The organism is Paraburkholderia sp. J67 (genome assembly GCF_905220265.1).
Lineage (GTDB): Bacteria > Pseudomonadota > Gammaproteobacteria > Burkholderiales > Burkholderiaceae > Paraburkholderia.
Map to the genome: position 1 here is coordinate 96,173 of NZ_CAJMZK010000017.1, position 23,287 is coordinate 119,459.

The 23,287-nt window shown below is 65.2% G+C and carries 26 protein-coding genes and 1 tRNA gene; 11 read left to right on the forward strand and 16 right to left on the reverse strand.

Translation table 11 applies throughout. The features are described 5' to 3' along the window. Nucleotides 1-91 precede the first annotated feature (91 nt). A complete protein-coding gene (locus tag U5782_RS26415; RefSeq protein ID WP_322046843.1) occupies nucleotides 92-775 on the reverse strand; it encodes an SOS response-associated peptidase in 684 nt (227 codons plus the stop codon). A 438-nt stretch (nucleotides 776-1,213) separates the two neighbouring features. On the opposite strand from U5782_RS26415, the gene U5782_RS26420 reads away from it, so the two are divergent. Then, on the forward strand, nucleotides 1,214-1,615 hold the full coding sequence (locus U5782_RS26420; RefSeq protein WP_322046844.1) for a DUF805 domain-containing protein: 402 nt from the start codon (nucleotides 1,214-1,216) through the stop codon (nucleotides 1,613-1,615). Between the two features lie 6 nt (nucleotides 1,616-1,621). Here the strand turns inward: U5782_RS26420 and U5782_RS26425 are convergent, their stop codons facing one another. The 5 genes from U5782_RS26425 to ssuD form a co-directional block, all read right to left on the reverse strand. After that, nucleotides 1,622-1,864: a hypothetical protein gene (locus tag U5782_RS26425; protein WP_322046845.1), complete on the reverse strand. Its 243-nt coding sequence runs from the start codon at nucleotides 1,862-1,864 to the stop codon at nucleotides 1,622-1,624. Nucleotides 1,865-1,975: 111 nt separating this feature from the next. Further along, nucleotides 1,976-2,191, reverse strand: coding sequence for a TOBE domain-containing protein (locus U5782_RS26430; protein WP_322046846.1), 216 nt, complete (start codon nucleotides 2,189-2,191; stop codon nucleotides 1,976-1,978). 73 nt (nucleotides 2,192-2,264) lie between these two features. Next, on the reverse strand, nucleotides 2,265-3,185 hold the full coding sequence (locus U5782_RS26435) for an ATP-binding cassette domain-containing protein (protein ID WP_322046847.1): 921 nt from the start codon (nucleotides 3,183-3,185) through the stop codon (nucleotides 2,265-2,267). After that, nucleotides 3,182-4,039 (reverse strand): aliphatic sulfonate ABC transporter permease SsuC, encoded by an 858-nt coding sequence (ssuC, locus tag U5782_RS26440; RefSeq protein ID WP_322046848.1) that lies wholly within the window; start codon nucleotides 4,037-4,039, stop codon nucleotides 3,182-3,184. Before ssuC ends, U5782_RS26435 begins: the two co-directional genes overlap by 4 nt. Nucleotides 4,040-4,123: 84 nt before the next feature. Continuing rightward, complete coding sequence (gene ssuD / locus U5782_RS26445) at nucleotides 4,124-5,281, reverse strand: FMNH2-dependent alkanesulfonate monooxygenase (protein ID WP_322046849.1); 1,158 nt, start codon at nucleotides 5,279-5,281, stop codon at nucleotides 4,124-4,126. Nucleotides 5,282-5,730: 449 nt separating this feature from the next. Between ssuD and U5782_RS26450 the strand changes: the two genes are divergently transcribed. Continuing rightward, nucleotides 5,731-6,156 (forward strand): hypothetical protein, encoded by a 426-nt coding sequence (locus tag U5782_RS26450; RefSeq protein ID WP_322046850.1) that lies wholly within the window; start codon nucleotides 5,731-5,733, stop codon nucleotides 6,154-6,156. Nucleotides 6,157-6,224: 68 nt separating this feature from the next. Here U5782_RS26450 and U5782_RS26455 read toward each other — a convergent pair whose 3' ends face one another. From U5782_RS26455 to U5782_RS26465, 3 genes are all read right to left on the reverse strand, one after another. Continuing rightward, entirely contained in the window at nucleotides 6,225-7,388 is a 1,164-nt protein-coding gene (locus tag U5782_RS26455; RefSeq protein WP_322046851.1) for an enoyl-CoA hydratase/isomerase family protein, read from the reverse strand. An 85-nt stretch (nucleotides 7,389-7,473) separates the two neighbouring features. Next, complete coding sequence (locus U5782_RS26460) at nucleotides 7,474-8,151, reverse strand: helix-turn-helix domain-containing protein (protein WP_322046852.1); 678 nt, start codon at nucleotides 8,149-8,151, stop codon at nucleotides 7,474-7,476. 79 nt (nucleotides 8,152-8,230) lie between these two features. After that, entirely contained in the window at nucleotides 8,231-8,515 is a 285-nt protein-coding gene (locus tag U5782_RS26465; protein WP_322046853.1) for a DUF1488 domain-containing protein, read from the reverse strand. A 267-nt stretch (nucleotides 8,516-8,782) separates the two neighbouring features. Between U5782_RS26465 and U5782_RS26470 the strand changes: the two genes are divergently transcribed. Beyond that, on the forward strand, nucleotides 8,783-8,995 hold the full coding sequence (locus U5782_RS26470) for a hypothetical protein (protein WP_322046854.1): 213 nt from the start codon (nucleotides 8,783-8,785) through the stop codon (nucleotides 8,993-8,995). Nucleotides 8,996-9,019: 24 nt separating this feature from the next. On the opposite strand, the gene U5782_RS26475 is transcribed toward U5782_RS26470, so the two are convergent. Both U5782_RS26475 and U5782_RS26480 read right to left on the reverse strand, forming a co-directional pair. Next, nucleotides 9,020-9,352, reverse strand: a complete 333-nt coding sequence (locus U5782_RS26475) for a DMT family transporter (RefSeq protein ID WP_415914410.1) — start codon at nucleotides 9,350-9,352, stop codon at nucleotides 9,020-9,022. A gap of 10 nt (nucleotides 9,353-9,362) precedes the next feature. Then, nucleotides 9,363-9,860, reverse strand: coding sequence for a heme-degrading domain-containing protein (locus tag U5782_RS26480; protein ID WP_322046856.1), 498 nt, complete (start codon nucleotides 9,858-9,860; stop codon nucleotides 9,363-9,365). 209 nt (nucleotides 9,861-10,069) lie between these two features. Between U5782_RS26480 and U5782_RS26485 the strand changes: the two genes are divergently transcribed. The 7 genes from U5782_RS26485 to U5782_RS26515 all read left to right on the forward strand — a co-directional run bounded on the left by U5782_RS26485 (nucleotide 10,070) and on the right by U5782_RS26515 (nucleotide 15,707). Beyond that, nucleotides 10,070-10,146, forward strand: a tRNA-Met gene (locus U5782_RS26485). 257 nt (nucleotides 10,147-10,403) lie between these two features. After that, nucleotides 10,404-10,949 (forward strand): NUDIX hydrolase, encoded by a 546-nt coding sequence (locus U5782_RS26490; RefSeq protein WP_322046857.1) that lies wholly within the window; start codon nucleotides 10,404-10,406, stop codon nucleotides 10,947-10,949. A gap of 12 nt (nucleotides 10,950-10,961) precedes the next feature. Continuing rightward, nucleotides 10,962-11,732 (forward strand): leucyl/phenylalanyl-tRNA--protein transferase, encoded by a 771-nt coding sequence (gene aat, locus U5782_RS26495; RefSeq protein ID WP_322046858.1) that lies wholly within the window; start codon nucleotides 10,962-10,964, stop codon nucleotides 11,730-11,732. A gap of 330 nt (nucleotides 11,733-12,062) precedes the next feature. After that, the gene (locus U5782_RS26500) at nucleotides 12,063-12,833 is read left to right on the forward strand and encodes an arginyltransferase (protein WP_322046859.1); all 771 of its coding nucleotides are present in this window, start codon (nucleotides 12,063-12,065) and stop codon (nucleotides 12,831-12,833) included. Between the two features lie 139 nt (nucleotides 12,834-12,972). Beyond that, nucleotides 12,973-14,007, forward strand: coding sequence for a quinone-dependent dihydroorotate dehydrogenase (locus U5782_RS26505; RefSeq protein ID WP_322046860.1), 1,035 nt, complete (start codon nucleotides 12,973-12,975; stop codon nucleotides 14,005-14,007). 105 nt (nucleotides 14,008-14,112) lie between these two features. After that, the gene (locus tag U5782_RS26510; RefSeq protein WP_322046861.1) at nucleotides 14,113-14,910 is read left to right on the forward strand and encodes a transporter substrate-binding domain-containing protein; all 798 of its coding nucleotides are present in this window, start codon (nucleotides 14,113-14,115) and stop codon (nucleotides 14,908-14,910) included. A 137-nt stretch (nucleotides 14,911-15,047) separates the two neighbouring features. After that, on the forward strand, nucleotides 15,048-15,707 hold the full coding sequence (locus U5782_RS26515; RefSeq protein ID WP_322046862.1) for an amino acid ABC transporter permease: 660 nt from the start codon (nucleotides 15,048-15,050) through the stop codon (nucleotides 15,705-15,707). A 72-nt stretch (nucleotides 15,708-15,779) separates the two neighbouring features. Here the strand turns inward: U5782_RS26515 and U5782_RS26520 are convergent, their stop codons facing one another. From U5782_RS26520 to U5782_RS26530, 3 genes are all read right to left on the reverse strand, one after another. After that, nucleotides 15,780-16,757, reverse strand: coding sequence for a Gfo/Idh/MocA family oxidoreductase (locus U5782_RS26520; RefSeq protein WP_322046863.1), 978 nt, complete (start codon nucleotides 16,755-16,757; stop codon nucleotides 15,780-15,782). Between the two features lie 220 nt (nucleotides 16,758-16,977). Beyond that, the gene (locus U5782_RS26525) at nucleotides 16,978-17,688 is read right to left on the reverse strand and encodes a FadR/GntR family transcriptional regulator (protein WP_415914414.1); all 711 of its coding nucleotides are present in this window, start codon (nucleotides 17,686-17,688) and stop codon (nucleotides 16,978-16,980) included. A gap of 367 nt (nucleotides 17,689-18,055) precedes the next feature. Then, nucleotides 18,056-19,624, reverse strand: coding sequence for a mannose-1-phosphate guanylyltransferase/mannose-6-phosphate isomerase (locus tag U5782_RS26530; RefSeq protein ID WP_322046865.1), 1,569 nt, complete (start codon nucleotides 19,622-19,624; stop codon nucleotides 18,056-18,058). Between the two features lie 906 nt (nucleotides 19,625-20,530). Here U5782_RS26530 and U5782_RS26535 point away from each other — a divergent pair. After that, a complete protein-coding gene (locus U5782_RS26535) occupies nucleotides 20,531-21,265 on the forward strand; it encodes a Crp/Fnr family transcriptional regulator (RefSeq protein ID WP_103705863.1) in 735 nt (244 codons plus the stop codon). A 268-nt stretch (nucleotides 21,266-21,533) separates the two neighbouring features. Here the strand turns inward: U5782_RS26535 and rpiA are convergent, their stop codons facing one another. Together rpiA and U5782_RS26545 are read right to left on the reverse strand one after the other, a co-directional pair. Next, nucleotides 21,534-22,229: a ribose-5-phosphate isomerase RpiA gene (gene rpiA / locus U5782_RS26540; RefSeq protein ID WP_322046866.1), complete on the reverse strand. Its 696-nt coding sequence runs from the start codon at nucleotides 22,227-22,229 to the stop codon at nucleotides 21,534-21,536. Nucleotides 22,230-22,358: 129 nt separating this feature from the next. After that, on the reverse strand, nucleotides 22,359-23,258 hold the full coding sequence (locus U5782_RS26545; protein ID WP_322046867.1) for an N-acetylmuramoyl-L-alanine amidase: 900 nt from the start codon (nucleotides 23,256-23,258) through the stop codon (nucleotides 22,359-22,361). Nucleotides 23,259-23,287: the final 29 nt, after the last annotated feature.

The following is a 23,287-nucleotide window of genomic DNA, read 5'->3' on the forward strand; positions in this document are numbered from 1 at the left end:
TCTTGTGATCGCGATTCAATGATTTTTTTGAAGAGCATTAATCAGGATTACAGAACGACTGGCGGGCGAAGAGTCCAGCGCACACGGCCCGCTACCCCACTGCCCCATCGCCGTTGGCGCGAGCCATCGGCGCAACCGGATCGGCCACCGCTACCATCTGCTCTGCGGGGCATAGCGTCAGAAATGACCTCGCTTCATCCGTCGACCGACTGCCGAGCCAGTTCTCATACTCCGTAGGCACCACGATGACGACAGAGCGCTTCTCATCGCCCGGCTTGTGAAAGCGGCTCATCAGCGCATGCTCGTCGGCATTGACGGTCAGCATCGTGAACGAGAACACACGCGCCGTCGCGCCTTCGTTCGCACCTGGCTCCTCCCATTCGCGCCACAAACCTGCGATCGCCAACGGCTCGCCCGATGCCATGCCGATGCGCCAGCGCACCGCCTTGCCCGTTTCATAGCACGGCTCGTAAAACGCCTCGCACGGCACGAGGCAAAGCTGCTGGCGCTTCCACGCCCCACTGAAACTTCGCTTCTCGCCTACCGACTCAGCACGCGCATTCATCGTATCGAACACCCGCACGCCGGGGGGAATGTGCTTGCGCGGCACCATGCCGAAGGTCGCGAGATCGGCGCGCGGCGCACCGTCCACGCGGCGCAGGATCGGCGCAGGATAGTCCTTGTAGATCTCGTCGCGCCACGGGCTCTCTGGCGGCTCGATGCCGAAATGCCGGAATAGGCGGTCACGGCGCGCAGCGGCGTAATTCGTACACAAGGATGGCTCCTGGCGGGTCCAATCCATATTAGCCGTCTGCCTTTCTTCACGCTCGCTCAACGGCGCCGCCACGCCTCAGAACAGTAAACAGTAAGAAAACGAAATATCGAAAGGTATACATCGAATAGCCGATTTGATACCGTTTTAACTGATCGAAGGCGCGGGGCCTTCTCTCCAACATGGCAGGCCCCGGCTTCCCCTGCGCCGCGCTCCCCCCAGAGCGCGGCATTTTTTTATCCACGGGGCATTCACCTTCCTAAATCGCGTCCGTCCTGATAGGACGCAATGTAAAAATTAAATATTCAGCACGACTCAAAATCAATCAACCGACAAAATCAGCGTAATTGCGCTTTCATCCGCTTTCCATGCGTGCATAAAATCGCTTTCCACGAGGGGAAAATCCCAATAATTCAATCGACCACGGAAAGATCGACAAGCATGGAAAAATGGCTCGCAAAACGCTTCGCGCTTGCCGGGCGCGCCACGCGCCGCGAATTCACGGTCACGATGCTGCTGTTCTGTATGGCGCTGTTATGGCTCGATGCACTCGGAGAATCAGGCGGGGTTGCCAACTCCCTGCCCGCTGTCATTATCAGCATCGTGATTATCTGCGTGGTTTTCTGGCTTCCGGTTGCCGCGATGGTGCGGCGCCTGCACGATATCGGACTGAGCGGCTGGTGGTGGTGGATCATGATGTGCATACCGTTCTGCCAGATCGGCATGCTATTGCTATTTTTTGTCGGCCCAGGCAAGTTCCGCCGGACGCGCCGCTACCCGAATCCGCGCAGACGTAGCGGCCATGCGGCCTGGCGCTCCATCAACACGCCACGCGACGCCTAAGCGCCTTCACGCCGCCGCGCCGCCATCGACCCAGGCGCGGGCGGCCGCGAATCCCGCTTCGGCGGCCGCGTGCTCGGTCGGCCAGAGGCGCTCGATGTGCACCAGCTCCCAATCCTTGAGCACCACGCCCGCACGCATGACGCGAAAGTGCGCCTTCACGCCCGTGAGCACCTGCTCGACCGCGACTTCGATGTCACAGTCCTTGTAGCGCTCCTCGTAGTCGCCCATGTCGAGGCCTTTCGGCTCCATGATCGTCCCTCCGTGGTGGCTTGCCCAGTCATCCTAGCACTTTGACGCGGGCCGCCAGCATGGGAGGCCCGGCTCGTGCGGGCAAGTCCCCATGCACACGCCTTGGCGCGTTCAAACGCGCGCGATCGACACCTCCGTCGATTTCACCAGCGCGATGACTTCCGAGCCGACCTTCAGGTCGAGTTCGTCGATCGAGCGCGTGGTGATCACCGACGTGACGATGCCGAACGGCGTGTCGACGTCGACTTCCGAAACCACCGATCCGCGGATGATCTCCTTGACCTTGCCACGGAACTGGTTGCGCACGTTGATGGCGGAAATGCTCATTGAATCGGCTCCAAAGTTTGATGAACGGTAGTAAAGGAATCGTTGCGGTACGACGTTGTGTAGTACGACGTTTTCAGAGCGCCCAGCGCACATCCGTGGGCCGCAGGCCATACGGCGTCCCATGCGCGCCTTGCACGTGGGTGGCCGGCGGCGTCGCGCTGCCCAGCACGCGTTGCAGCACGCTTTCTTCGAGCGCGGCGAAGCGTGCATCGGCACGGGCGCGCGGTCGCTCGAGCGGCACGGTCTGGTCGAGCGCGATACGGCCCTCCTCGACCAGCAGGATGCGGTCGCCCAGCGCCACGGCTTCGTGCACGTCGTGCGTGACCAGCAAAGCGGTAAAACGATGCTCGCGCCAGAGGCGTTCGATCAGCGCATGCATTTCGATACGCGTGAGCGCGTCGAGCGCGCCCAGCGGTTCGTCGAGCAGCAGCAGGCTCGGGCGATGCACCAGCGCGCGGGCGAGCGCCACGCGCTGACGCTGGCCGCCCGAGAGACGCGCGGGCCATTCGTCGGCGCGTGCGAGCAGACCGACTTCGTCGAGTACGGCGCGCGCATCGTCGCGCGCCCCGCGACCGAGTCCCAGCATCACGTTCTGCAACACGGTCTTCCACGGCAAGAGGCGCGCGTCCTGGAACATGATGCGGGTGTCGAGCGGCTTGCCCGCCTCGCCGTGCAGCAGAAGCTCGCCCGCATCGGGCGTTTCCAGGCCGGCGACGAGACGCAGCAGCGTGGACTTGCCGCAACCGCTGCGGCCCACGATCGCCACGAAACTGCCGCGCTCGATCGAGAGATTGAAATCGTCGAGCACGACGCGCTCGCCATAATGTTTGCCCACGCCACGCAATTCGACCGACGCGTCCACCGCGCGTGCATCGCTGCGTGCGCTCGCACCGCGCGCGGACGAGTCGTCCTGGATGCGCGAGCGGCCAGCCTCAGCCGTGGAATCTCGTCCCGCTGCACCGCCGAAACGGGGTGCCAATGTGCTTGCGTTCATGCGTCGCTTCCTTGTTGATACGCGGGGTGCCAGCGCAGCGCCACGCGCTCGAGCCATTTGGCGAGTACGTCGGCGAGTTTGCCGAGTGCGGCATAGAGCAGGATGCCGACCACCACCACGTCGGTCTGCAGGAATTCGCGTGCGTTCATCGTCATGTAGCCGATGCCGGACTGCGCCGAGATCGTCTCCGCGACGATCAGCGTCACCCACATCAGGCCGAGTGCAAAGCGCACGCCTACGAGAATCGACGGCAGCGCGCCGGGCAGGATCACTTCGCGATAGAGCGCGAAGCCCTTGAGTCCGTAGCTGCGCGCCATCTCGACGAGATTGGCGTCCACCGAGCGGATGCCGTGGAAGGTATTCACATACACCGGGAAAAACACGCCCAGCGCGACGAGAAACACCTTCGCCTCTTCCTCGATGCCGAACCAGAGGATCACGAGCGGAATCATTGCGAGCGCCGGGATATTGCGGATCATCTGGATGGTCGAATCGAGCGCGGTTTCGACCGGCTTGAAGAGGCCCGTCGCCAGACCGAGCGCGAGGCCAATGCTGCCGCCGATCGCGAAACCCGAGATCGCGCGCCACGTGCTGACCCGCACGTCCTGCAGCATCTCGCCCGACTGGATCAGCGACCAGGCCGCCTTCACGACCGCGAGCGGTTCGGGCAGCACGCGCGTGGACAGCGCGCCGCTGCGTGCGGCCAACTCCCATGCAGCGAGGATCGCGAGCGGCACGAGCCACGGCGCGAGGCGCCTGAACACCGAACGCACCAGCGCGGCGAAGGGCCGTCCGGCGCGCGGCGTGTAGCGCGCGCCTGCGCTGCCAGCAGCGGTCACAGCGGATTGAGTCATCGGTTTGTCCTCTTCTTGCACACTTGCAGCGTGGGGGCGGTGCGAGCGTTTCGACTCGTGCACGCGTCCCCACCTTATTGCGGATCAGCTCTGGCTAGCCTTCGGCAGATAGTTGTTGCCGACCACTTCGCCAAACGGCCCCGACAGCGGGCCACCTGCCGTCTTCGCCTGGCGGCCCGGCAGCAGCGGGAACACCAGCTCGGCGAAACGGTAGGATTCCTCAAGGTGTGGGTAGCCCGAGAGGATGAACGTCTCGATACCCAGCTCGGCATATTCCTTCATGCGCGCGGCCACCTGCTCCGGATTGCCGACCAGCGCCGTGCCCGCACCGCCGCGCACGAGGCCCACGCCTGCCCACAGATTCGGATAGACCTCGAGGTCCTTGCGCGTGCCGCGCTTACCGCCATGCAATGCGGCCATGCGGCGCTGCCCTTCGGAATCCATCTTGTTGAACGCAGCCTGGGCGCGTGCAACGGTATCGTCGTCGAGACGACTGATGAGCCGCTCGGCGGCTTCCCATGCTTCTTCTTCGGTCTCGCGCACGATCACATGCAGACGGATGCCGAAGCGGATCTTGCGGCCATGCTTTTCGGCGCGCGCGCGAATGTCGGCGATCTTCTTCGCGACAGCCTCGGGCGGCTCGCCCCACGTGAGATAGGTGTCGATATGCTCGCCGGCCATGTCGTGCGCCGCCGGCGACGAACCACCGAACCACAGCGGCGGATGCGGATGCTGCACCGGCGGATAAAGCGCCTTGCCGCCCTTCGATTGCAGATGCTTGCCCTCGAAATCGATCGCGTCGTTGGTGTGCGAAGCGGCCAGCAGCTTGCGCCAGATATGCAGGAATTCGTCGGTGATTTCGTAACGCGTGTCGTGATCGACGAACACGCCATCGCCTTCGAGTTCGGCAGCGTCGCCGCCCGTCACCACGTTAATGAGCAGGCGGCCATTCGAGAGGCGGTCGAAGGTCGCGGCCATGCGCGCGGCCAGCCCTGGCGAGGACAGACCCGGGCGAATCGCGACGAGAAACTTCAGGCGCTTCGTTGCAGCGATCAGGCTCGACGCCACGACCCATGCGTCCTCGCACGAACGGCCCGTCGGCAGCAGCACGCCTTCGTAGCCGAGCGTGTCGGCCGCCACGGCCACCTGCTGGAAGTACGCGAGATCTGCGGCGCGCGCGCCTTCGGAGGTGCCCAGATAGCGGCTGTCGCCGTGGGTCGGGATGAACCAGAACACATTCATGCGTGACTCCTGCTTTTTGTTCGAGACGTAAAACTGAAAGATTCAGCGGAAATGGCGAATGGTGCGGCGTCCACCACCTTCAGGAACGACAGGACGAGTTCCGCCGCGAGCGCACTGGAGATCCAGTGCGACCGGGGGGAAAGGTTGTCTGACGCGGGGGGCAGCGGGGCCATGACGGCAACGCCGTCTTCATGGGGAATCAGTCTAGGGATCGCCCTAAGCCTTGCGAACGATTTTTTTTAGCTTAGGTTTTCCACTTTCGTGCTTTACGCGACGCTTTAGCATACGGGGGTGCATGGCTCGCGCAGTGCGCCGATATAATGGCGCTCATACCGACAAAGCTTCCGGCCAGCCGCTCGACCCACTCCCTATTTGCACAACCTGCACAATAGGCACGATGGGCACAATGAGCACACGCGGGCCGCACCACGCCACTCTCGCCCGTTCTCATGCAAAAAGTAATTTTGCCGTTCGTATCCGGCTTTCTGGCCTCGCTCTTCTTTCGCGAGGCGACGCTTGCGCTGCTGCATGCCGCGCAGGTCATCGACGCCGCCGGTTTCTCGACCGATCCGTTCGCCCCGCTCGGCCTGCCTGAATTCCTCGTGAATGCGATCTGGAGCGCCGTGTGGGCCATCCTGATGACATGGCTGCTGCGCGTGTCGCCCAATCGCCCTGCACCCTGGGTGCAGGCGTTCGTGTTCGGCGGCGTCGTGCTCACCGCTGCGATGGTGTTCGTGATCGATCCGCTGCGCGGCATCTGGCCGAGCGGCAACATGCTGCCGCGCCTCGCAACCGGCTTTGCGTCGAATGCGGTGTGGGGCTGGGGCGCCCTGGTCTTCATGCGCGCGTTCATGCGCGAAACCGACGAAGACTAATATTCCGCGCGCGCAGCGCTTTGTCCGTTATTGCGCGGCGCGCGCCTCTCTCCTGCTTTTCCCCCTCCTTAATCCGGCAGCGCCCGCAGCGGGTGCTCCGTCACACTCCACGGGCTCGCGAACATCGCCTCCACGTCGGCGGCCGGTACGTCCTCGATGTGCGCGAAGCGCCAATGCGGATGATTGTCCTTGTCGATGATGCGCGCGCGAATGCCCTCCACGACGTCGCCTTGCGCGAAGCTCGAACGCGTCAGGTCGAGATCGCGCCGCAGCACGTCGGCCATCGACCCTTCCGCGCGCGACACCACGTCGAGCGACACCGCCATCGATAAGGGCGAGCGCTCACGCAACACGCCCACCATCTGCTCGGCCCATTCGCTTTCGGGGCCTCTCGCTTCGCGCTGCGCGGCGTCGAGCGATGCGAGGATCTGCGCGACGGTCGGCCACGAGAAATGCCGGTCGATCCACACACGGGCAAGCGCCAGCGCCGAATCCGCAGCACCGTCCGTCACGTGCGTCGACGCTTGCGCGGCGCCCGCGCGGCGAATACGCCCGACGACGTCCTCGCCCGACGAGAATGCCTCGCTCTGCAACGCATCGAGCAGCGCCGGCCGCGTGCTGCCATCGATGAAAACATCGGCAAGCCCCGCATAGAGCGCGCTATCGGCATCGAGGGTCTCGCCGCTCACCGCAAGATAGCGGCCGAGCGCACCGGGCGTGCGCGCGAGAAACCAGCCCATGCCGACATCGGGAAAAAGGCCGATGCGCGTCTCGGGCATCGCCATGCGTGTCGTGCCGTCGACGACGCGCAGGCCGCCCGTGCGATGGGCGCCCTGCGAAATGCCCATACCGCCCCCCATCACGACGCCGTTGAGCAGCGCGATATAGGGTTTCGGATAACTGAAGATCGCATGATTGAGGCGATATTCCTCGGTAAAGAACGTGTCGATGGCGGCCTGATCGCCGCTGCGATGCGACTCATAGAGAAAGCGGATATCGCCGCCCGCGCAAAACGCGCGTGGATGACGCGTATGCACGAGCACGGCCAGCACGTCAGGATCGTCGCGCCAGGCGTCGAGCGCAGCCTGCATCGCGCGGACCATCGCGGTCGAGAGCGCGTTGAGCGCCTGCTGCCGCGCGAGTTCGATGAAGCCGATGCGGTTGGTCACGTGCGTGAGTACGTGCTCGGCGGCATCGGCGGAAGACGGAGTGTGGGTGGCTTCCTGTGACATGGCGATCGGTCAGCGGGATGAAAGCACGATGAAAAGGCGCACGACGAAACGGCGCGGGTGCGCCTGAGCCTGACTCACGAGGCTATCACGTCGTGTCGGCCGGCGTGTTCTGCGCTGCGGTGGGCCCGCGCCGATCATCGAACTGACCATCGAGCCAACGATCGAGCGCGGCGTCGATCGTCGGCAGGCGCGCCGCCTCGGGCGCAAATGCCGGGCCCAGAAACGAGAAGCAAACGAGGCCGTGCAAGAGCGCCCATAGCGCGCGGGCAAGCAGCACCGGATCGGCACAGACCGGCGCGAGCGCTTCGGCAAACAGCGCTGCGATCGCTGCGGTTTCGCTATCGAGGTCCGCATCGGCGGCGGGCGCGGGCGTCGCAGCCTCTTCCGCCCTTTCCCTTTCTCGCGCATGAAGCGGTTCGCGCGGCGGCAAGAACATCAGCCGATACGTCTCGGCGTGCGCATAACCGAATGCCACGTAAGCATGCGCGAGCGCATACAGGCGCTCGCGCGGCTCGACGATCCCGCAGCAAGGTTCGAGCCGCGCCAGTAATTGCGCGAATCCCTCATGACCCAGCGCGCGGGCAATCGCGTCGCGGCCTTCGAAGTGCGAATAGAGCGACGCGGCCGAATAACCGATGGCGTCGGCAATCTTGCGCATCGAGAGCGCGTCGATCCCCTCGCGCATGACGATACGGCGCGCGGCGTCGAGTATGCGTGCGCGCAAGGCAGCGGCTCGCTGGGCGTTCGGTTCGACGGTGCTCATGGCCTCGATTGCCTTCGGGCGTACGCGTAGGGTTGCGTACGTAGGCGTACCAGCGCAGCCGACGCACGTTCAAAACGGCTCAGGACAACAGATGACCGGGCGGGAAATGACCGCTCTTGAGCAGCACGGGCGTGCCGTTGCTCAGTTCGAGATGGGCGCGCGCGACGGCCTCGATGCGCGGGCGACCCGCGTCGAAAGCCTGCATCCAGGCCTCGCGGCCCTCAGGCTGCGCACCGAAATGGTCTTCGAGCGCCTCGACGGAAATCGCGCACGGTACGCGCGCGCCATCGACCAGCGCAGCAAAGACCACGGTGAGATTGGAGTCGTGCCAGGATGGCGCTTCGGAAGGAAACCGGATATCCATGTCCAGCCCCGTAGTGAAAATCAGCAGAGGAAAAACCGCGCCATAGATGGAAAAAGAAGCGGGCGAAAAGCGGCGTCGGCACCGCGCACCATGTTACCCGCAGCGGCGCGCACCGGGCCGCAAGATGTGCATTCTGCATCGCCCGACGCGCAGGATCTGCGACACTGGCGCTTGTCCGAAGCGAATGGCAGCGGCGCACGCCGCACCGCTCGAAACCTGCATCGCCCTTTCATTTCCGGCACCCCATTCAGGCCAGCGCAGAAACTGATGGATGCACCGTTGAGTGGTCGTTACTACGACACCGATCGCGAAATCCCCGAGCCGCAAGCGGCGAACCGTTGGTTCCGCTACGCGCAGGAGCAAGGCATCGACATCGCGCGCGCGATCAGCCTGTGGGAAGACGCGGCCACGCCCGAAGGTAAGCGCAGCCGCGAGACCGTCGCGGGCTGCGGCATCCGTATCGTGCCGCCCGAGCGCTGAACGTCGCCCGGGCGCGCAATGCTTTCAGTGCGCCTGCATCTTCGAGAACAGATTGAGCACGAGCACGCCGGCCACGATGAGCCCGAGGCCGAGCATCGCGGGCAGATCGGGGATCTGCTTGTAGAGCGTCATCGCGACCAGCGTGATGAGCACGATGCCCACGCCCGACCACACCGCGTAGACAATCCCCACCGGCAAGGTCTTGAGCGTGAGTGACAGACAATAGAACGACACGCCGTAACCGGCGATGACGATCGCCGACGGCACGAGCCGCGAGAAGCCATTGGAGGCGCGCAGCGCGGAGGTGGCGATGACCTCGGCGACGATGGCGATGGCGAGCAGAAGCCAGGGTGACATTCGCATCGCGTCAGACCCTGGCGAGCGCGAGCTGGCTGTAGTCGGCGCCAAGCTGCGCGCACAGCCCCTCGACGACGAGTTCGTGATCGAGACGCTGCGGCAGACCGGAGACCGTCACCGAACCGATCACCCCCACGCCCTGGACGGCGAGCGGAAACGCCCCGCCGTGGGTCGCGTAGTCGGAGGCCGCCAAGCCGTGTTTATCCGCGAGCGTGGTGCCCGTCTGCTGCAAACGCAGCCCGATCGCATAGGAGCTGCGGCGAAAATGCTCGACCACGCGCGACTTGCGCTGCACCCACGAGACGTTATCGGGCGTCGCGCCCGGCAGCGCGCAGAAGAACAGCGGCAACCCGAATGTGCGCACGTCGATGGCGACGGCATGCGAGCGCGCGAGCGCCAGCTCGCGCAGGAAGGCGCCGAGCTGCCAGGCGCGCTCGGCGTCGAAACGGGGAAACACCAGGGCGTGCTCTTGCGCGGCGATCGTTTGCAGGTCGTGGGCGATGTCCATAGGGGCGTCAGTGCGTGGAATGCGTGGATACGCTGAGGAAGGGGGCGGTAAGAAAAGACTCGGCCCCGATTCTAGCCTGGCGTTCTGGAATCGATCTGCAACGCCCCTGCAATCTCGCGTAAAGGCTTCTGCAAGCGGTCAGAAACACATTCGTCATATAGCGCTTGCGCGAACCCAGGAACTACCCTATAATCTTTCTCTCTGACGGACGCGGGGTGGAGCAGTCTGGCAGCTCGTCGGGCTCATAACCCGAAGGTCACAGGTTCAAATCCTGTCCCCGCAACCAATAGCTGTATGTAGTTCGGTCAGAAGCAATCAAGGGTTACAACGCATCGGCGTGTAACCCTTTTTTGTTTTCCGGCGCCAGAAAAGCGCGTAGTGGATGAAAAGCGCGACGCCTACATGCCCATCGCGCGTCGATTTCGCTGCGATGTCGGCAACGGCACCTTCATGCCGATCCGCTTATGGCCCCGCTCCGGGTCAAGCTCCCGTCATTGCGCGCTGCGGTGATACACTCGCATCACCCATCCCCCTATCGTGCCCATGAAATTCTGCTCGACTTGCGGTCAGGCGGTCAGCCTGCTCGTGCCGCCCGGTGACAACCGCGAACGCTACGTCTGCGCGCACTGCGGCACCATCCACTATCAGAATCCGCGCAACGTGGTCGGCACCGTGCCGGTCTGGGAAGACAAGGTGCTGCTGTGCCGCCGCGCGATCGAGCCGCGCTACGGCTACTGGACGCTGCCCGCGGGTTTCATGGAGATGGGCGAAACCACCTCTGAAGCCGCTTCGCGCGAGACGCTGGAAGAAGCCGGCGCGCGTGTCGAGGTGCAGAGCCTGTTTTCGCTGCTCAACGTGCCGCGCGTGCATCAGGTCCATCTCTTCTATCTCGCGCGCCTGCTCGACCTCGACGTCGAAGCCGGCGAAGAGAGCCTCGAAGTGCGCCTGTTCGAGGAGCACGAGATTCCGTGGGACGACATCGCGTTCCCCACGGTCGGCCAGACCCTGCGCTTTTTCTTCGCCGATCGCCAGTCGGGCAGCTTTGGCCTGCACACCGGCGACGTTCTGCGCCCGCTGCGCGACGGCTGAGCGTCTGCGGCGATGGTGCCCTGGCTTTCGCCCGACGCCCCGTTTCCGCCGGTCGAGCGCGCCCTCGGCGCGTCGAGCGGTGCGCCGGGCCTGCTTGCCGCCAGCGCCGATCTACTCCCCTCACGCCTGATCGACGCCTATCGGCACGGCATTTTTCCGTGGTATTCGGACGGCCAGCCCGTGCTTTGGTGGAGCCCCGATCCGCGCATGATCCTGCGCCCGGACGAGTTCAAGGTCTCGCCGTCGCTCAAGAAAACCCTCAAGCGCGTGCTGCGCGATCCCGCGTGGGAAATCCGCGTCGACGACGATTTCGCCGCCGTGATGCGCGCCTGCGCCAATGCGCCGCGACGCGGTCAACGCGGCACCTGGATCACCGCCGATGTGATCGACGCCTACGCGAGCCTGCATCGCATCGGCGACGCGCACAGCATCGAAGCCTGGTACGAAGGGCAGCGCGTGGGCGGGCTCTATGGTGTCTCGCTCGGCACGATGTTCTTCGGCGAATCGATGTTCGCCGAGGTCACGGACGCCTCGAAGATCGCGTTGTCGGCGCTGGTCGCGCATCTGCGCCGTCACGGCGTCGCGCTGATCGACTGCCAGCAGAACACCGCGCATCTGGCGTCGCTCGGCGGGCGCGAAATCGCGCGCAAGGCCTTCGTCGCCCACTTGCGCGCCACGGTCGGCGCGCCCGCGATCGCCTGGCGCTTCGACAAGACCGTGCTGGCAGATTGGCTCGGCCACGGCCAGAGCCACACCGAACACCCCGTCGCGCCCACCGTCTGAAGCGCGCCTGGCACGCCGCCGGCGTTGCGCCCAGAACCACGCCCCAAACCGCGCCAATCCTCACCACGCGTGCGCCACGCAGCGTTTTTCAATAGATGCAGGCCAGGCGTCGATGTTAGTATGCAGTCAGAACACGTCGCATCCACTGCAAACCGAGACGGCAAATCGAGACATGGCGTTGCGCGGTTCGCGACGTTTTGCTCCCCCGTCGGTCGATCCCGGACTTGTCAGCTTGCGGCGTCGCGCCGATGGTGCCGATCACGTCGCGCGAAGTCGAGCGACATGCCGCGACCTTCCGCGACGTTCCGAACTGCTACGAGAGCTGCCAACGTGACTCATCCAAACGAGCTGCCGCTTTCACCGCTTTCCGCGCTGCAATTCTATGCAACAGCGCCCTACCCCTGCAGCTATCTGGAGGGGCGCATCGCGCGCTCGCAGGTGGCCACGCCCAGTCACCTCATCAATTCCGACGTCTATACCGATCTCGTGAAAGCGGGCTTTCGTCGCTCGGGCGTCTTCACCTATCGCCCCTATTGCGACGGCTGCCGCGCCTGCGTGCCGGTGCGCGTGCCGGTCGATCACTTCACGCCCAATCGCACCCAGCGGCGCACCTGGAAGCATCATGGCGAGTTGGTCGCCACCGTCGCGCCACTGCACTACGACGAAGCGCATTACGCGCTCTACATGCGCTATCAGTCGGCGCGCCACGCGGGCGGCGGCATGGATCGCGACAGCCGCGACCAGTACGAACAGTTCCTGCTGCAAAGCCGCATCAATTCGCGCCTGGTGGAATTCCGCGAGCCCGATCCGCAGCATCCCGACGCACCGGGCATCCTGCGCATGGTCAGCATGATCGACATCCTCGGCGACGGGTTGTCCTCGGTCTACACCTTCTTCGAGCCCGACGCGCCGCACGCGAGCTACGGCACCTACAACATCCTCTGGCAGATCGAGCAGGCGCGCAGCCTGCAACTGCCCTATGTCTATCTCGGCTACTGGATCCGCGAGAGCCCGAAGATGGCCTACAAGGCGCGCTTCCAGCCGCTCGAAGGCCTGTTCGACGGCGTCTGGCGCGCACTCGATCCTGTCGAACAAGCGTGACGCCCGATCGCGTCTGGCGACGGCCCGCATAGCGGCAAGACGGCCCGCATACCGCGCTTTCCAGCCCAGCCGCCAGTGCGCGCGGCTTTGTCGTTAAAATAGCGGGTTCTCATTTTTCCGGCGCCCGCGCCTTCCTCCCGTGTTCAGCACCCTTTATCCGTTCGTCCGCGACCAGCTCTTTCGCATGGACGCCGAAGACGCCCACCACCTCTCCCTGCGCATGATCGGCGCTGCGGGCCGCACCGGCATGGCCGGCCTGCTCGCGCCGCGCGTGCCCGATGCGCCGCGCACCGTCATGGGCCTGACGTTCCGCAATCCGGTGGGCCTCGCCGCGGGCCTCGACAAGGAAGGCGCCGCCATCGACGGGTTCGCCGCGCTGGGCTTCGGCTTCATCGAGGTCGGCACGGTCACGCCGCGCCCGCAGCCGGGCAATCCGCGTCCGCGCATTTTCCGTCTGCCGCAGGCGGGCGGCATCATCAACCGGATGGGTTTCAATAACCACGGCGTCGAGCAGTTCGTGAAGAACGTGCAGGCCGCGCGTTATCGCGGCATTCTGGGGCTGAACATCGGCAAGAACGCCGATACACCGATCGAGCGCGCCGCCGAGGACTACCTCTTCTGCCTCGAACGCGTCTACCCGTTCGCGAGCTACGTGACGATCAACATCTCGTCGCCGAACACGAAGAATCTGCGTCAGCTGCAAGGCGGCGGCGAACTCGACGCCCTGCTCGCGGCGCTCAAGGACAAGCAGCAGCGTCTGGCCGACATGCACGGCAAGCTCGTGCCGCTCGCGCTCAAGATCGCCCCCGATCTCGACGACGAACAGGTCAAGGAAATCGCCGACACGCTGCTGCGCCACAAGATCGAAGGCGTGATCGCCACCAACACGACGCTCTCGCGCGCCGCCGTGGAAGGCCTGCCGAACGCGAACGAAACCGGCGGCCTGTCGGGGCGCCCCGTGTTCGACGCCTCGAACGAGGTGATCCGCAAGCTGCGCGCCGAACTCGGCGAGCAGGTGCCGATCATCGGCGTGGGCGGCATTTTCTCGGGCGAGGATGCACGCGCGAAGATCGCCGCGGGCGCGGCGCTCGTGCAGGTCTATACGGGCTTCATCTACCGCGGCCCGGCGCTGGTCGCCGAGTGCGCGCGCGCGCTGGCCTCGGGCCGCGCCTGAGGCTATAGTTTCAGGCCATGTGCGGCGCATCGGAACCGCCTCGCGGGATGCGCCGCCCGACATGACAAAAACGCAGCAACATCGCAGTAAAACAAGAGGACAACAATGAAATTCGCCTTGCTCAAGAAACTCTTCGCGCTCGCGCTGGTGGGCTCGTCGCTCGTGGCGGCCAGCGCCCACGCCGAAGACCTGCTCGACCAGGTCAAGGCGCGCGGCACGCTGCGCATCGGTCTCGAGGGCACCTTCCCGCCGTTCAATTCGAAGGCGCCCAACGGCGATCTGGTCGGCTTCGACGTCGATATTGCCAAGGCTGTCGCCGCGAAGCTCGGCGTGAAGCCCGAGTTCGTCACGACTGAATGGAGCGGCATCATCGCGGGCCTGCAAGCCGGCAAGTTCGACGTGATCGCCAACCAGGTGGGCATCACCGATCAGCGCAAGGCCGTGCTCGACTTCTCGCCGGCCTACACGTACTCGGCCGCGCAGCTCATCGAGCGCAAGGACGACACGCGCCAGTTCAAGTCGCTCGACGACCTCAAGGGCAAGAAGCTCGGCGTCGCGCTCGGCACCAACTACATGGACATGGCCAAGGCCGTCCCCGGCATCGACGTGAAGACCTACCCGGGCGCGCCCGAGTATCTGCGCGACCTGGCCGCCGGGCGTCTCGACGCGGCGCTCAACGACCGCCTGATGCTCGCCTACCTGATGAAGAACTCGCAGCTGCCGCTGCGCGCGGGCGCGCTGGTGGGTGACGGCAACCCGTCGGGTATCCCGTTCAAGAAGGGCAATCCGAAGTTCGCCAAGGCGATCGACGATGCGATGGCCCAGCTCGAAGCCGACGGCACCTTCACGAAGATTTCGGACAAGTGGTTCGGCATCGACGTGACCAAGCCGGTCACGAAGTAAGGTTCAGGGTCGCGCAGCCCGTACGGGCCGTCGCGTGACATGACAGGCGCGGGGCGCGCATCCTGCCAGAGCGCAGGATGCCGCCCCGCGGTTTTTCCAGGCCAGGCTTGCGAGAAGCCTTTTTTTGCGCGTTCCCCATGCCCATCTCCACGCTCATCCTCCAGTCGCTGCCGGTGCTCGCGCAGGGCGCGGTGCTCACGGTCAAGTTCGCTGTCCTGTCGATGATCTTCGGGCTCATCGGCGGCGCCGTGCTGGCGCTCATGGGCATCAGCTCGAACCGTGCGCTCGTGTTCATCGCGCGCGTGTACGTGAGCCTCATGCGCGGCACGCCGCTGCTGGTGCAGATCTTCGTGATCTATTACGGCCTGCCGAGCATCGGCATCTCGCTCGATCCCACACCCGCCGGCGTGATCGCGCTATCGGCCAACGTCGCGGCCTATCTGTCCGAGAGCATGCGGGGTGCGATTCTCGGCATTCATCGCGGCCAGTGGCTCGCGGCCTATAGCCTGGGGCTGTCGCGACGCCAGACGCTGCGTTACGTGATCGCCCCACAGGCGCTGCGCATCGCCGTGCCGAGCCTGTCGAACAGCCTGATCAGCCTGATCAAGGATACGTCGCTGGTGTCGGTGATCACCGTGACGGAGCTGCTGCGCAGCGCCCAGGAGATCATCGCCTCGACCTATCAGCCGCTGCCGCTTTACCTCGCGGCGGCCGCAATCTATTGGGTGCTGTGCCAGGTGCTCGAATGGATCCAGCACTGGTACGAGAAACGCCTCGCGCTACCCGCGCGCCACTGAGCGCCTGCTGATCGCCACCGTCTGAACGCGGCGGTTCAACGAGCCGCCGCGCCCCCGCTTCATCCGCAACGCTCACTCGCAGTCGAAACGCAAGCCCAGCGCCGCACGCGCGTCGTCGGCCATCGCGATCATGCGCCGCGACGTCTCGTGCGGCATCACCGGGCTTTCCAGCGCACCGGCGCGCAGCAGCTCGCAGAAGTGCGCGGTCTCGTAGTTGAGGCCACCGCCCTCGAAAGGCTCGTCGAGTTCGACCGTGCGGCCGTCGAGATAGCGAATGGTCGCGCGCACCGGGTTCCACCAGTTCGCGTGGATCGTCACGTTGCCGCGCGGCCCCGCCAGCAGCGCATCGCCAAAGCCGTGCAGATCCAGCCCGCAGAAGAGTTGCGCGATCCCCTGTTCATGCTGGCAGTTGAGGCTCGCAAACGTGTCCACGCCCGTTGCACCCAACCGACCGACCGTCTGCACCTCGCGCGGCGCGCCGAGCCAGTCCACCGCCAGAAACATCTCGTAGACGCCGATGTCGAGCAGCGCCCCACCCGCATGCTCGAACGAAAACGAAGGATGACCGGCCGGCACATTGGCGACCGAGCAGCCCGCGCGCACGAGGCCAATGGGGCCGATCGGGTCGGCTTCCAGATGCGCGCGCAAGGCGCGATAGAGCGGATAGAACGGCGGCTTCATCGCCTCCATGAAGAGGCGCTGCGCGCCGCGCGCGGCCTGGAGCACACGCTCGAGCTGCGCGGCATTGACCGTCGCAGGCTTCTCGCAGAGCACGGGCAGGCCCGCCTGCAAGGCGGCAATGGCGTAGTGCGCGTGGCTGTCCTGCATCGTCGCGATATAGACGGCGTCGATGCCGCTCTCGAGCAGCGCCTCGAAGCTCGTGCAGGCGAGCGCGCCGAATTCCTGCGCCAGCGCTTCGGCTGGTTCGGCGCGACGCGACCAGACCGCGTCCACGCGCGCGCCCTCGACGTGCGCCACGCCCTGCGCAAAGCGCCGCGCGATGCGGCCCGCGCCCACGATGCCCCAACGAATCGTCCTGATATCGCCCATGTCTCTCGTCGCTCTCTTTGTGCCGTACCCCGTCGCGCACGACGCGCCGAGGCAAAGAGACGCACGATACTGGCTCGCGTACCTGAACGCAAATGCCCATGCCAACGCCGCGTGCGCCCGATCAACGGCGCCCGCGGCTAGCGGGTGAGGACGCGCGCGGAAAACGTGTGCAACAACGCGCAAGCTGCTGCGCGACGTTGGCAGACGTGCGCGTCGGACCTTACACGGCGGTCTCGGCTGCGAACGCGCGATTGAGCTCGTCGGCGCTGTAGGCGATCATCGCCGCCGCAGCGGCCTGGGCGTCCTGCGGCGAGCGGCGCTCGATGGCATCGACCACCCGCCCGTGCGCAGCGACGACGTTGCTCCAGCCGTCCGGTCGCTGGCTCAGGATCGGATTGACGATCGTAAGCGCGCCGCGAATGATCGCCGCCATCTGCTGATAGAACTGATTGCCGCTCGCCGCGAGAATGCGCGTGTGCAGCAGCGCGTCGGCGGCCTGGCAGCCCGTGTCGCCCGGACTCGTCTGGTGCAGCGCCTCGAACGCGTCGCGGATGCCGGCGATATCCGCCGCGCCCGCGCGCTCCGCGGCCAGCGCACAGGCGGCCGGCTCGATCAGCGTGCGAAATTCGATGACATCGCGCAAAAAGGTCTTGTCGGGCTTGGCGCGAAATCGCCAGCTCACGACATCCTCGTCGATCATGCGCCAGTCGCGCATCGGCCGGATGCGCGTGCCGATCTTCGGCCGCACATCGAGCATATGGCGCGCGAGCAGCATGGACAGCGCTTCGCGCATGACCGTGCGGCTCACATCGAACTCCTTCGACAACACGTCCTGCGGAGGCAGGATCGCGCCATAGCGTTCTTCGACGATGCCCGAAATCAGGCCATCCATGACCTTGCTCACGAGTGAGCGTTCCTTGTTGTTCCCCAGTTCCATGACCCCTCCCCCCCGATACGGCGTTAAACGCCCTGTTTGCCGGTTAATGCGTGGGCCTCGTGCTTCGTCGAACTCATGCGTACGTTGCCATGCGTATTGCATAAAACGTAAGCCAGGATATCTCCTGACGCAAATTTCGCGTGACAAATACCCAGCCCGTACAAGTTCTTCGTGAATTGGCCCTTCAGTTACCCGTAGTTCGTTCTTTTAAGTTTTTCGTTGCCATTTCGTAAGTAATTTGTATGAATAACACGCTTACTTGTGTAGTCCTGACGATTGTTTTTGTGTGCATATGCAGTCGTGTGCATATGCAGCAGCGCCACGCTAATCGGTCCTGTCAGCGTGGCGCCGGGTGTTCCCCTTACTGCGCACGTCCGTACTGGTCGTCGAAGCGCACGATGTCGTCTTCGCCGAGATAGCCGCCCGACTGCACCTCGATGATCTCGAGCGGTGTCTTGCCCGGATTTTCCAGGCGATGCTTCACGCCAAGCGGGATGTAAGTCGATTCGTTTTCCGAAATCAGAAAGACTTCGTCTCCGCGCGTGACGCGCGCGGTGCCGCGCACGACCACCCAGTGTTCGGCGCGGTGATGATGCATCTGTAACGAGAGCACGCCGCCCGGCTTCACGACGATGCGCTTGACCTGAAAGCGCTCGCCGCGATCCACCGAGTCGTAGCAGCCCCACGGACGCTCGACGCGGCGATGGTGCTGCGCCTCCTCGCCGCGCTGCGCCTTGAGCCTGCCGACAATCGCCTTGACGTCCTGCACGCGATCCTTGGCGGCGACCAGCACGGCGTCCGCCGTCTCCACCACCACCACGTTATGCACCCCGACGCAGGCCACGAGCCGCCCATCCGAATGCGCGAAGCTCTCGGTCGAATCCTCGAACAGCACGCGCCCGCGCGCGACGTTGCCGCGCGCGTCCTTTTCCGAAACCTGCCAGACGGCATCCCACGCGCCGACATCCGACCAGCCCGCGACGAGCGGCACGACCACACCCGACAGACGCGCATCGGCGCCGATCGACTCCATCACCGCGTAGTCGATCGAATCCGACGGGCACGCGCCTAGCGCCGTCGCGTCGAGATGAACCGCGCCGTCCGCATCGACGCGCGCCAGCTCGAACGCCTGCGCGCAATACGTGGCGATGGCGGGACGGCAGCGCGCGATGGCGGCGAGCCACACCGAGGCGCGCACGATGAAGATGCCGCTGTTCCACCAGTAATCGCCCGAGGCGACATAGCGCTCGGCGAGTTCGGCATCGGGTTTCTCGACGAAGCGCTCGATCGTGCGCGCGCCACTCGCGCCAAGCGTGGCGCCGGCGCCGATGTAGCCATAGCCGGTTTCCGCGCGCTGCGGCGGCACGCCGAGTGTCACGATCGCACCGCGCGCGGCATAGCTCACGGCGTCTTCGAGCGCGGCGGCGAACGCCATGCGATCGGCGATCAGGTGGTCGGCGGGCATCACGATCAGGATCGGATCGCTGTCGGTTTGCGCGGCGTCGATGGTCGAAGACGCGCCGTGCTCGGCCTGGGCCGCGAGCGCCGCCACGGTCAGCGCGGGCGCGGTGTTACGAGCGATCGGTTCGAACACGACGCGCGCGGCCTTACCGCTGCGGCCGAGCCGGTCGGTGGTCATGTGGCGCAAATCTTCGCTGCTCACAACGAGCGGCGCAGCCTTGCGCACGCGATCCCGGGCGCCGCCAAGGGCGCTGTCGCTGGCAAAAACGCCGTCGAGACGGCGCACGGTGGCTTCGAGCAACGACTCGCCGTCGAGCAGGTCGATCAACTGTTTCGGGCAGTGCTCGCGCGATAGCGGCCACAGCCGCGTGCCCGAGCCACCCGCCAGCACCACGGGCTGCACGACAAGCGCGACTTCGGGTTCGTTGGCTGCGGCGATCAAGCCGGCCGGTGTGACGACCTGGTTCATAGGCGCGACGCTCCCCGTTCAGATGTCTGGTCCGGGGCTGGCGCGGTCTTCAATCGCCGGCTGCGGCCGGCTATCGCCCGCTACGCCAGGCGATGCGCACGCGCGGCCCCTCGTTTTCAGACTCCATTGGAGCAAAGCCGACAAGGCGAATCTGTTCGCCTACCCACACTGACCGAGCGCTGCCGCACGGCGGCACATCACGAGGTTTGAATATGCTCACGCCATGGCTCGACAAACCGCAGGAACGGGTCGCAAGGCCAATCGTTGCGCAGGCAACCCCCTGGCGGCGACATCCGTTACGCATGGTGGGTGCGCGTGCATACGCAAACGCCGTCCGACACGTCCGATTCGTGCGTCGGGCCACGTAACGTGACGCGCCGTAACGCGGCATGTTTCACAGGAGAACGTTTCCCGGCAGACCGGCCGCACCGCAGCAGCAGTGCATCAAATTCGAACGCATTCCGGCATGCTCAGGCCACTCCGTGACGTGTTGCCACGTAGGGTGTTTCAGCCTGGAGTCATTTTCGAGAGACCCTGCCAGAGCGGTATTTACCCCATAAAAATCAAATACTTAGTCGAATATAAATTGCTCAGCCCATTGCTTCCCCCCGCGCGCGCGTCGTGCAGATTTGAAACAAAAAGCCGGGGTTGCTCGCGCGCGCTGCGGCCGTAACGCGCCCAAAGCCCCATGCCAGCTTGGTTTGCGCCTCACTGGCACACACCCTGCTTAGTGAGAAGCGCCACACAGGCGTGACGCAAACAATCAATACGGCGAACGCACTCGGGACTATGGGGCCGGCACGACGAACGAACAGCCGCTACGGGAAGCGGCAAACAACAACCGATTCGGCGACCGGAATGACAAGACAGAAGGCAGCGCAAGCGCCTTCACACGAGGACCAAATCATGTTGACCCTTCAATCGGATCTGCACGGCAATCATTTGCTCGGAGCCCTGCCGTCGCACGAATGGCAAGCACTCGCACCGCATCTCGAACTCGTCCACCTGCGCACCGAACAACTCCTCTGCGATTCCGGCCAGCGCATCCATCACGTCTACTTTCCGACCACCGCCATCATCTCGATGCTTTCGACGATGGAAGACGGCAGCTCCGTGGAAATCGCCGCCGTGGGCCGTGAAGGCATGACCGGCGTGCCCGTGCTGACAGGCGGCGAAACCATGCCGAACCGCGTACAGGTGCAGTGCGCAGGTTTCGCCTATCGCATGAGCGCGCAAAGCCTTAAGCAGCAGTTCGCCCGCTCGGACTTCCTGCGCCGCCTGATGCTGCTCTACATGCACGCCCTGCTCACGCAGGTGGCGCAAACCGCCGCCTGCAACCGCCATCACTCGCTCAGCAAGCAGTTGTGCCGCTGGCTGCTGATCGAAGTGGATCGTGTGGCCTCGAATGACCTCACGGTCACTCAGCAGCTCATCGCCGATATGCTCGGCGTGCGCCGCGAAGGCATCACCGAGGCAGCGGGCAAGCTGCATGACGAAGGTTTGATCCACCACAGCCGCGGCCGCATCCGCGTGCTCGACCGCGAAGGCCTCGAAGCGCGTGCCTGCGAGTGCTACGGGCTCGTACGCCGCGAGTTCGACCGCCTGCTGCCGCGCCTGCGTCAGGCCGAAACGGTGGAATAAGAAGCAAGCTGGACAGGGCCGACGCACGGCCTCGCCCGTGCCCGGTTCTCGTGTGTGTGTCTTGTTTGCAAAGCGTTCCGGCTTCGGCGCGCTTTGCCTTTTCTCTGGCTTTATTGGCTTGTTTCGCTTCGGGCGGCACGATCGCGCGTAGGGATTCGCCTTGGTATTTTTGTCAGGAATCCATATCAATCGGCGCGCACCGAGGCTTGCGAAACATGGCGAACAGCGGCGTGACACGAAGCACGCCGCCGCCCACACACTCAGGTCATCAGACCTTGCGGTAGTCCACGCGCTCGACGCCCGCTTCGCCGCCCAGCAGGCAGAAGTCCGCGCCGCGTGCCGCGAACAGGCCCACGGTCACGACGCCCGGCCATGCGTTGACGTGCGCCTCGAGCGTGCGCGGATCGCTGATGCGCAGGCCCTTCACGTCGAGGATCTCATTGCCGTTGTCGGTGATGAACGGCGAGCCGTCCTTCTGCACGCGCAGGACCGGCACGCCGCCAAGCGCCGTCACGCGGCGGCCGATGGCCGTGCGCGCCATCGGCACGACTTCGATCGGCAGCGGGAACTGGCCGAGCACGTCCACGCGCTTGCTCGCATCGGCGATGCAGACGAACACTTCCGACACCGACGCCACGATCTTCTCGCGCGTGAGCGCCCCGCCGCCGCCCTTGATCATCGCGCCCGAGGCGTCGATTTCATCGGCGCCGTCCACGTAGACGGGCAGCGATTCGATTTCGTTGAGGTCGAAAATCTTGAAACCGTGCGCTTCGAGGCGCGCGGTGGTCGCCACCGAGCTCGACACGGCGCCGCGGTAGCGGCTCTTGCTGGCCGCCAGCGCGTCGATGAAGCAGTTCGCGGTGGAGCCGGTGCCGACGCCGATGATGGCGCCTTCCGGCACGTTGGCGTTGACATAGTCGGCGGCGGCCTGGCCGACCAGTTTCTTGAGTTCGTCTTGAGTCATGATGGGTACTGCCCGAGGAGAGGAAAACGCGGAAAACGCATAGTTTACCGGAGTTGCGGGCAACACCCGCCGGTGCTTCGCTCGCGGGCGGCGTTGAGCCGCCTGCCCGAGCGCAAGCCACGCCAGGAATCAGGGCGCCGTTTCCGTCGCGCCGGGCACTGCGGGCGCGGTGCGATCGACGTATTTGTCGAGCAGCGCCTGGGCGATCGCGTCGGTTTCGGCGTCGGGCGTGCCCGAATAGTCGCGCTGACGGAAATGCATCTGAAAGGCGGCAAACACGCGACGCGTACGCTCGTCCAGCACGCCGTCGGTGGCGACGTCGTAGCCGTAGCGCGCGAGCTTGAGCTGGAGGCCGCGCACGTCGGCGGGTGCGTCGGGCGCGCGGCCCGCCAGATCGGCCTGCACCGTGGCGTCGTCGGGCCAGGCGCCTACGCCTGCGTCGTAGAGTTGCTTCCACGGAAAACGTGCGCCCGGATCGATCTTGCGCTGCGGCGCGATGTCGCTATGGCCCACCACGCGCGTGGGCGGGATCCCGTAGCGCGTGACGATGTCCTTCGAGAGCGCGATGATCGCCGCCACCTGATCGGGCGGCCAGGGCGCCCACGCTTGCCCTTGCGGCGTGTCGTGCGGCCCCGGGTTGACGTTCTCGATGCCGATCGACGCCGCATTCAACTCGGTCGTGCCTTGCCACTCGCTCACGCCCGCGTGCCAGGCGCGCTGCGACTCGGGCACCAGTTGCAGCACGACCGGCTTGCCGTCGCGTAGCGGCGGATGCTCGGGCACGAGGTAATGGGCGCTGACGTTCTCGCCGGTCAATGCCTCGAGCGACGCCGGCTCATCGCCTTCCGTGTAGTGCAGCACGAGGAAGCGGATGCGCGAATCGGCGCTGCGCGCGTGATATTGCGAATCCGCGACATAGGCGCCGCGGTCGGTCATCGTGGCGGGTGCGCAGGCGGCCAGCGCCAGCGCCGCACAGGCGGCGGCAAGCGCAACACGCCCTGCCCGCGCCGCGTCAGGCACGTTCTTCATGCTGCTTCGAATCAAACCGGCTATGAATC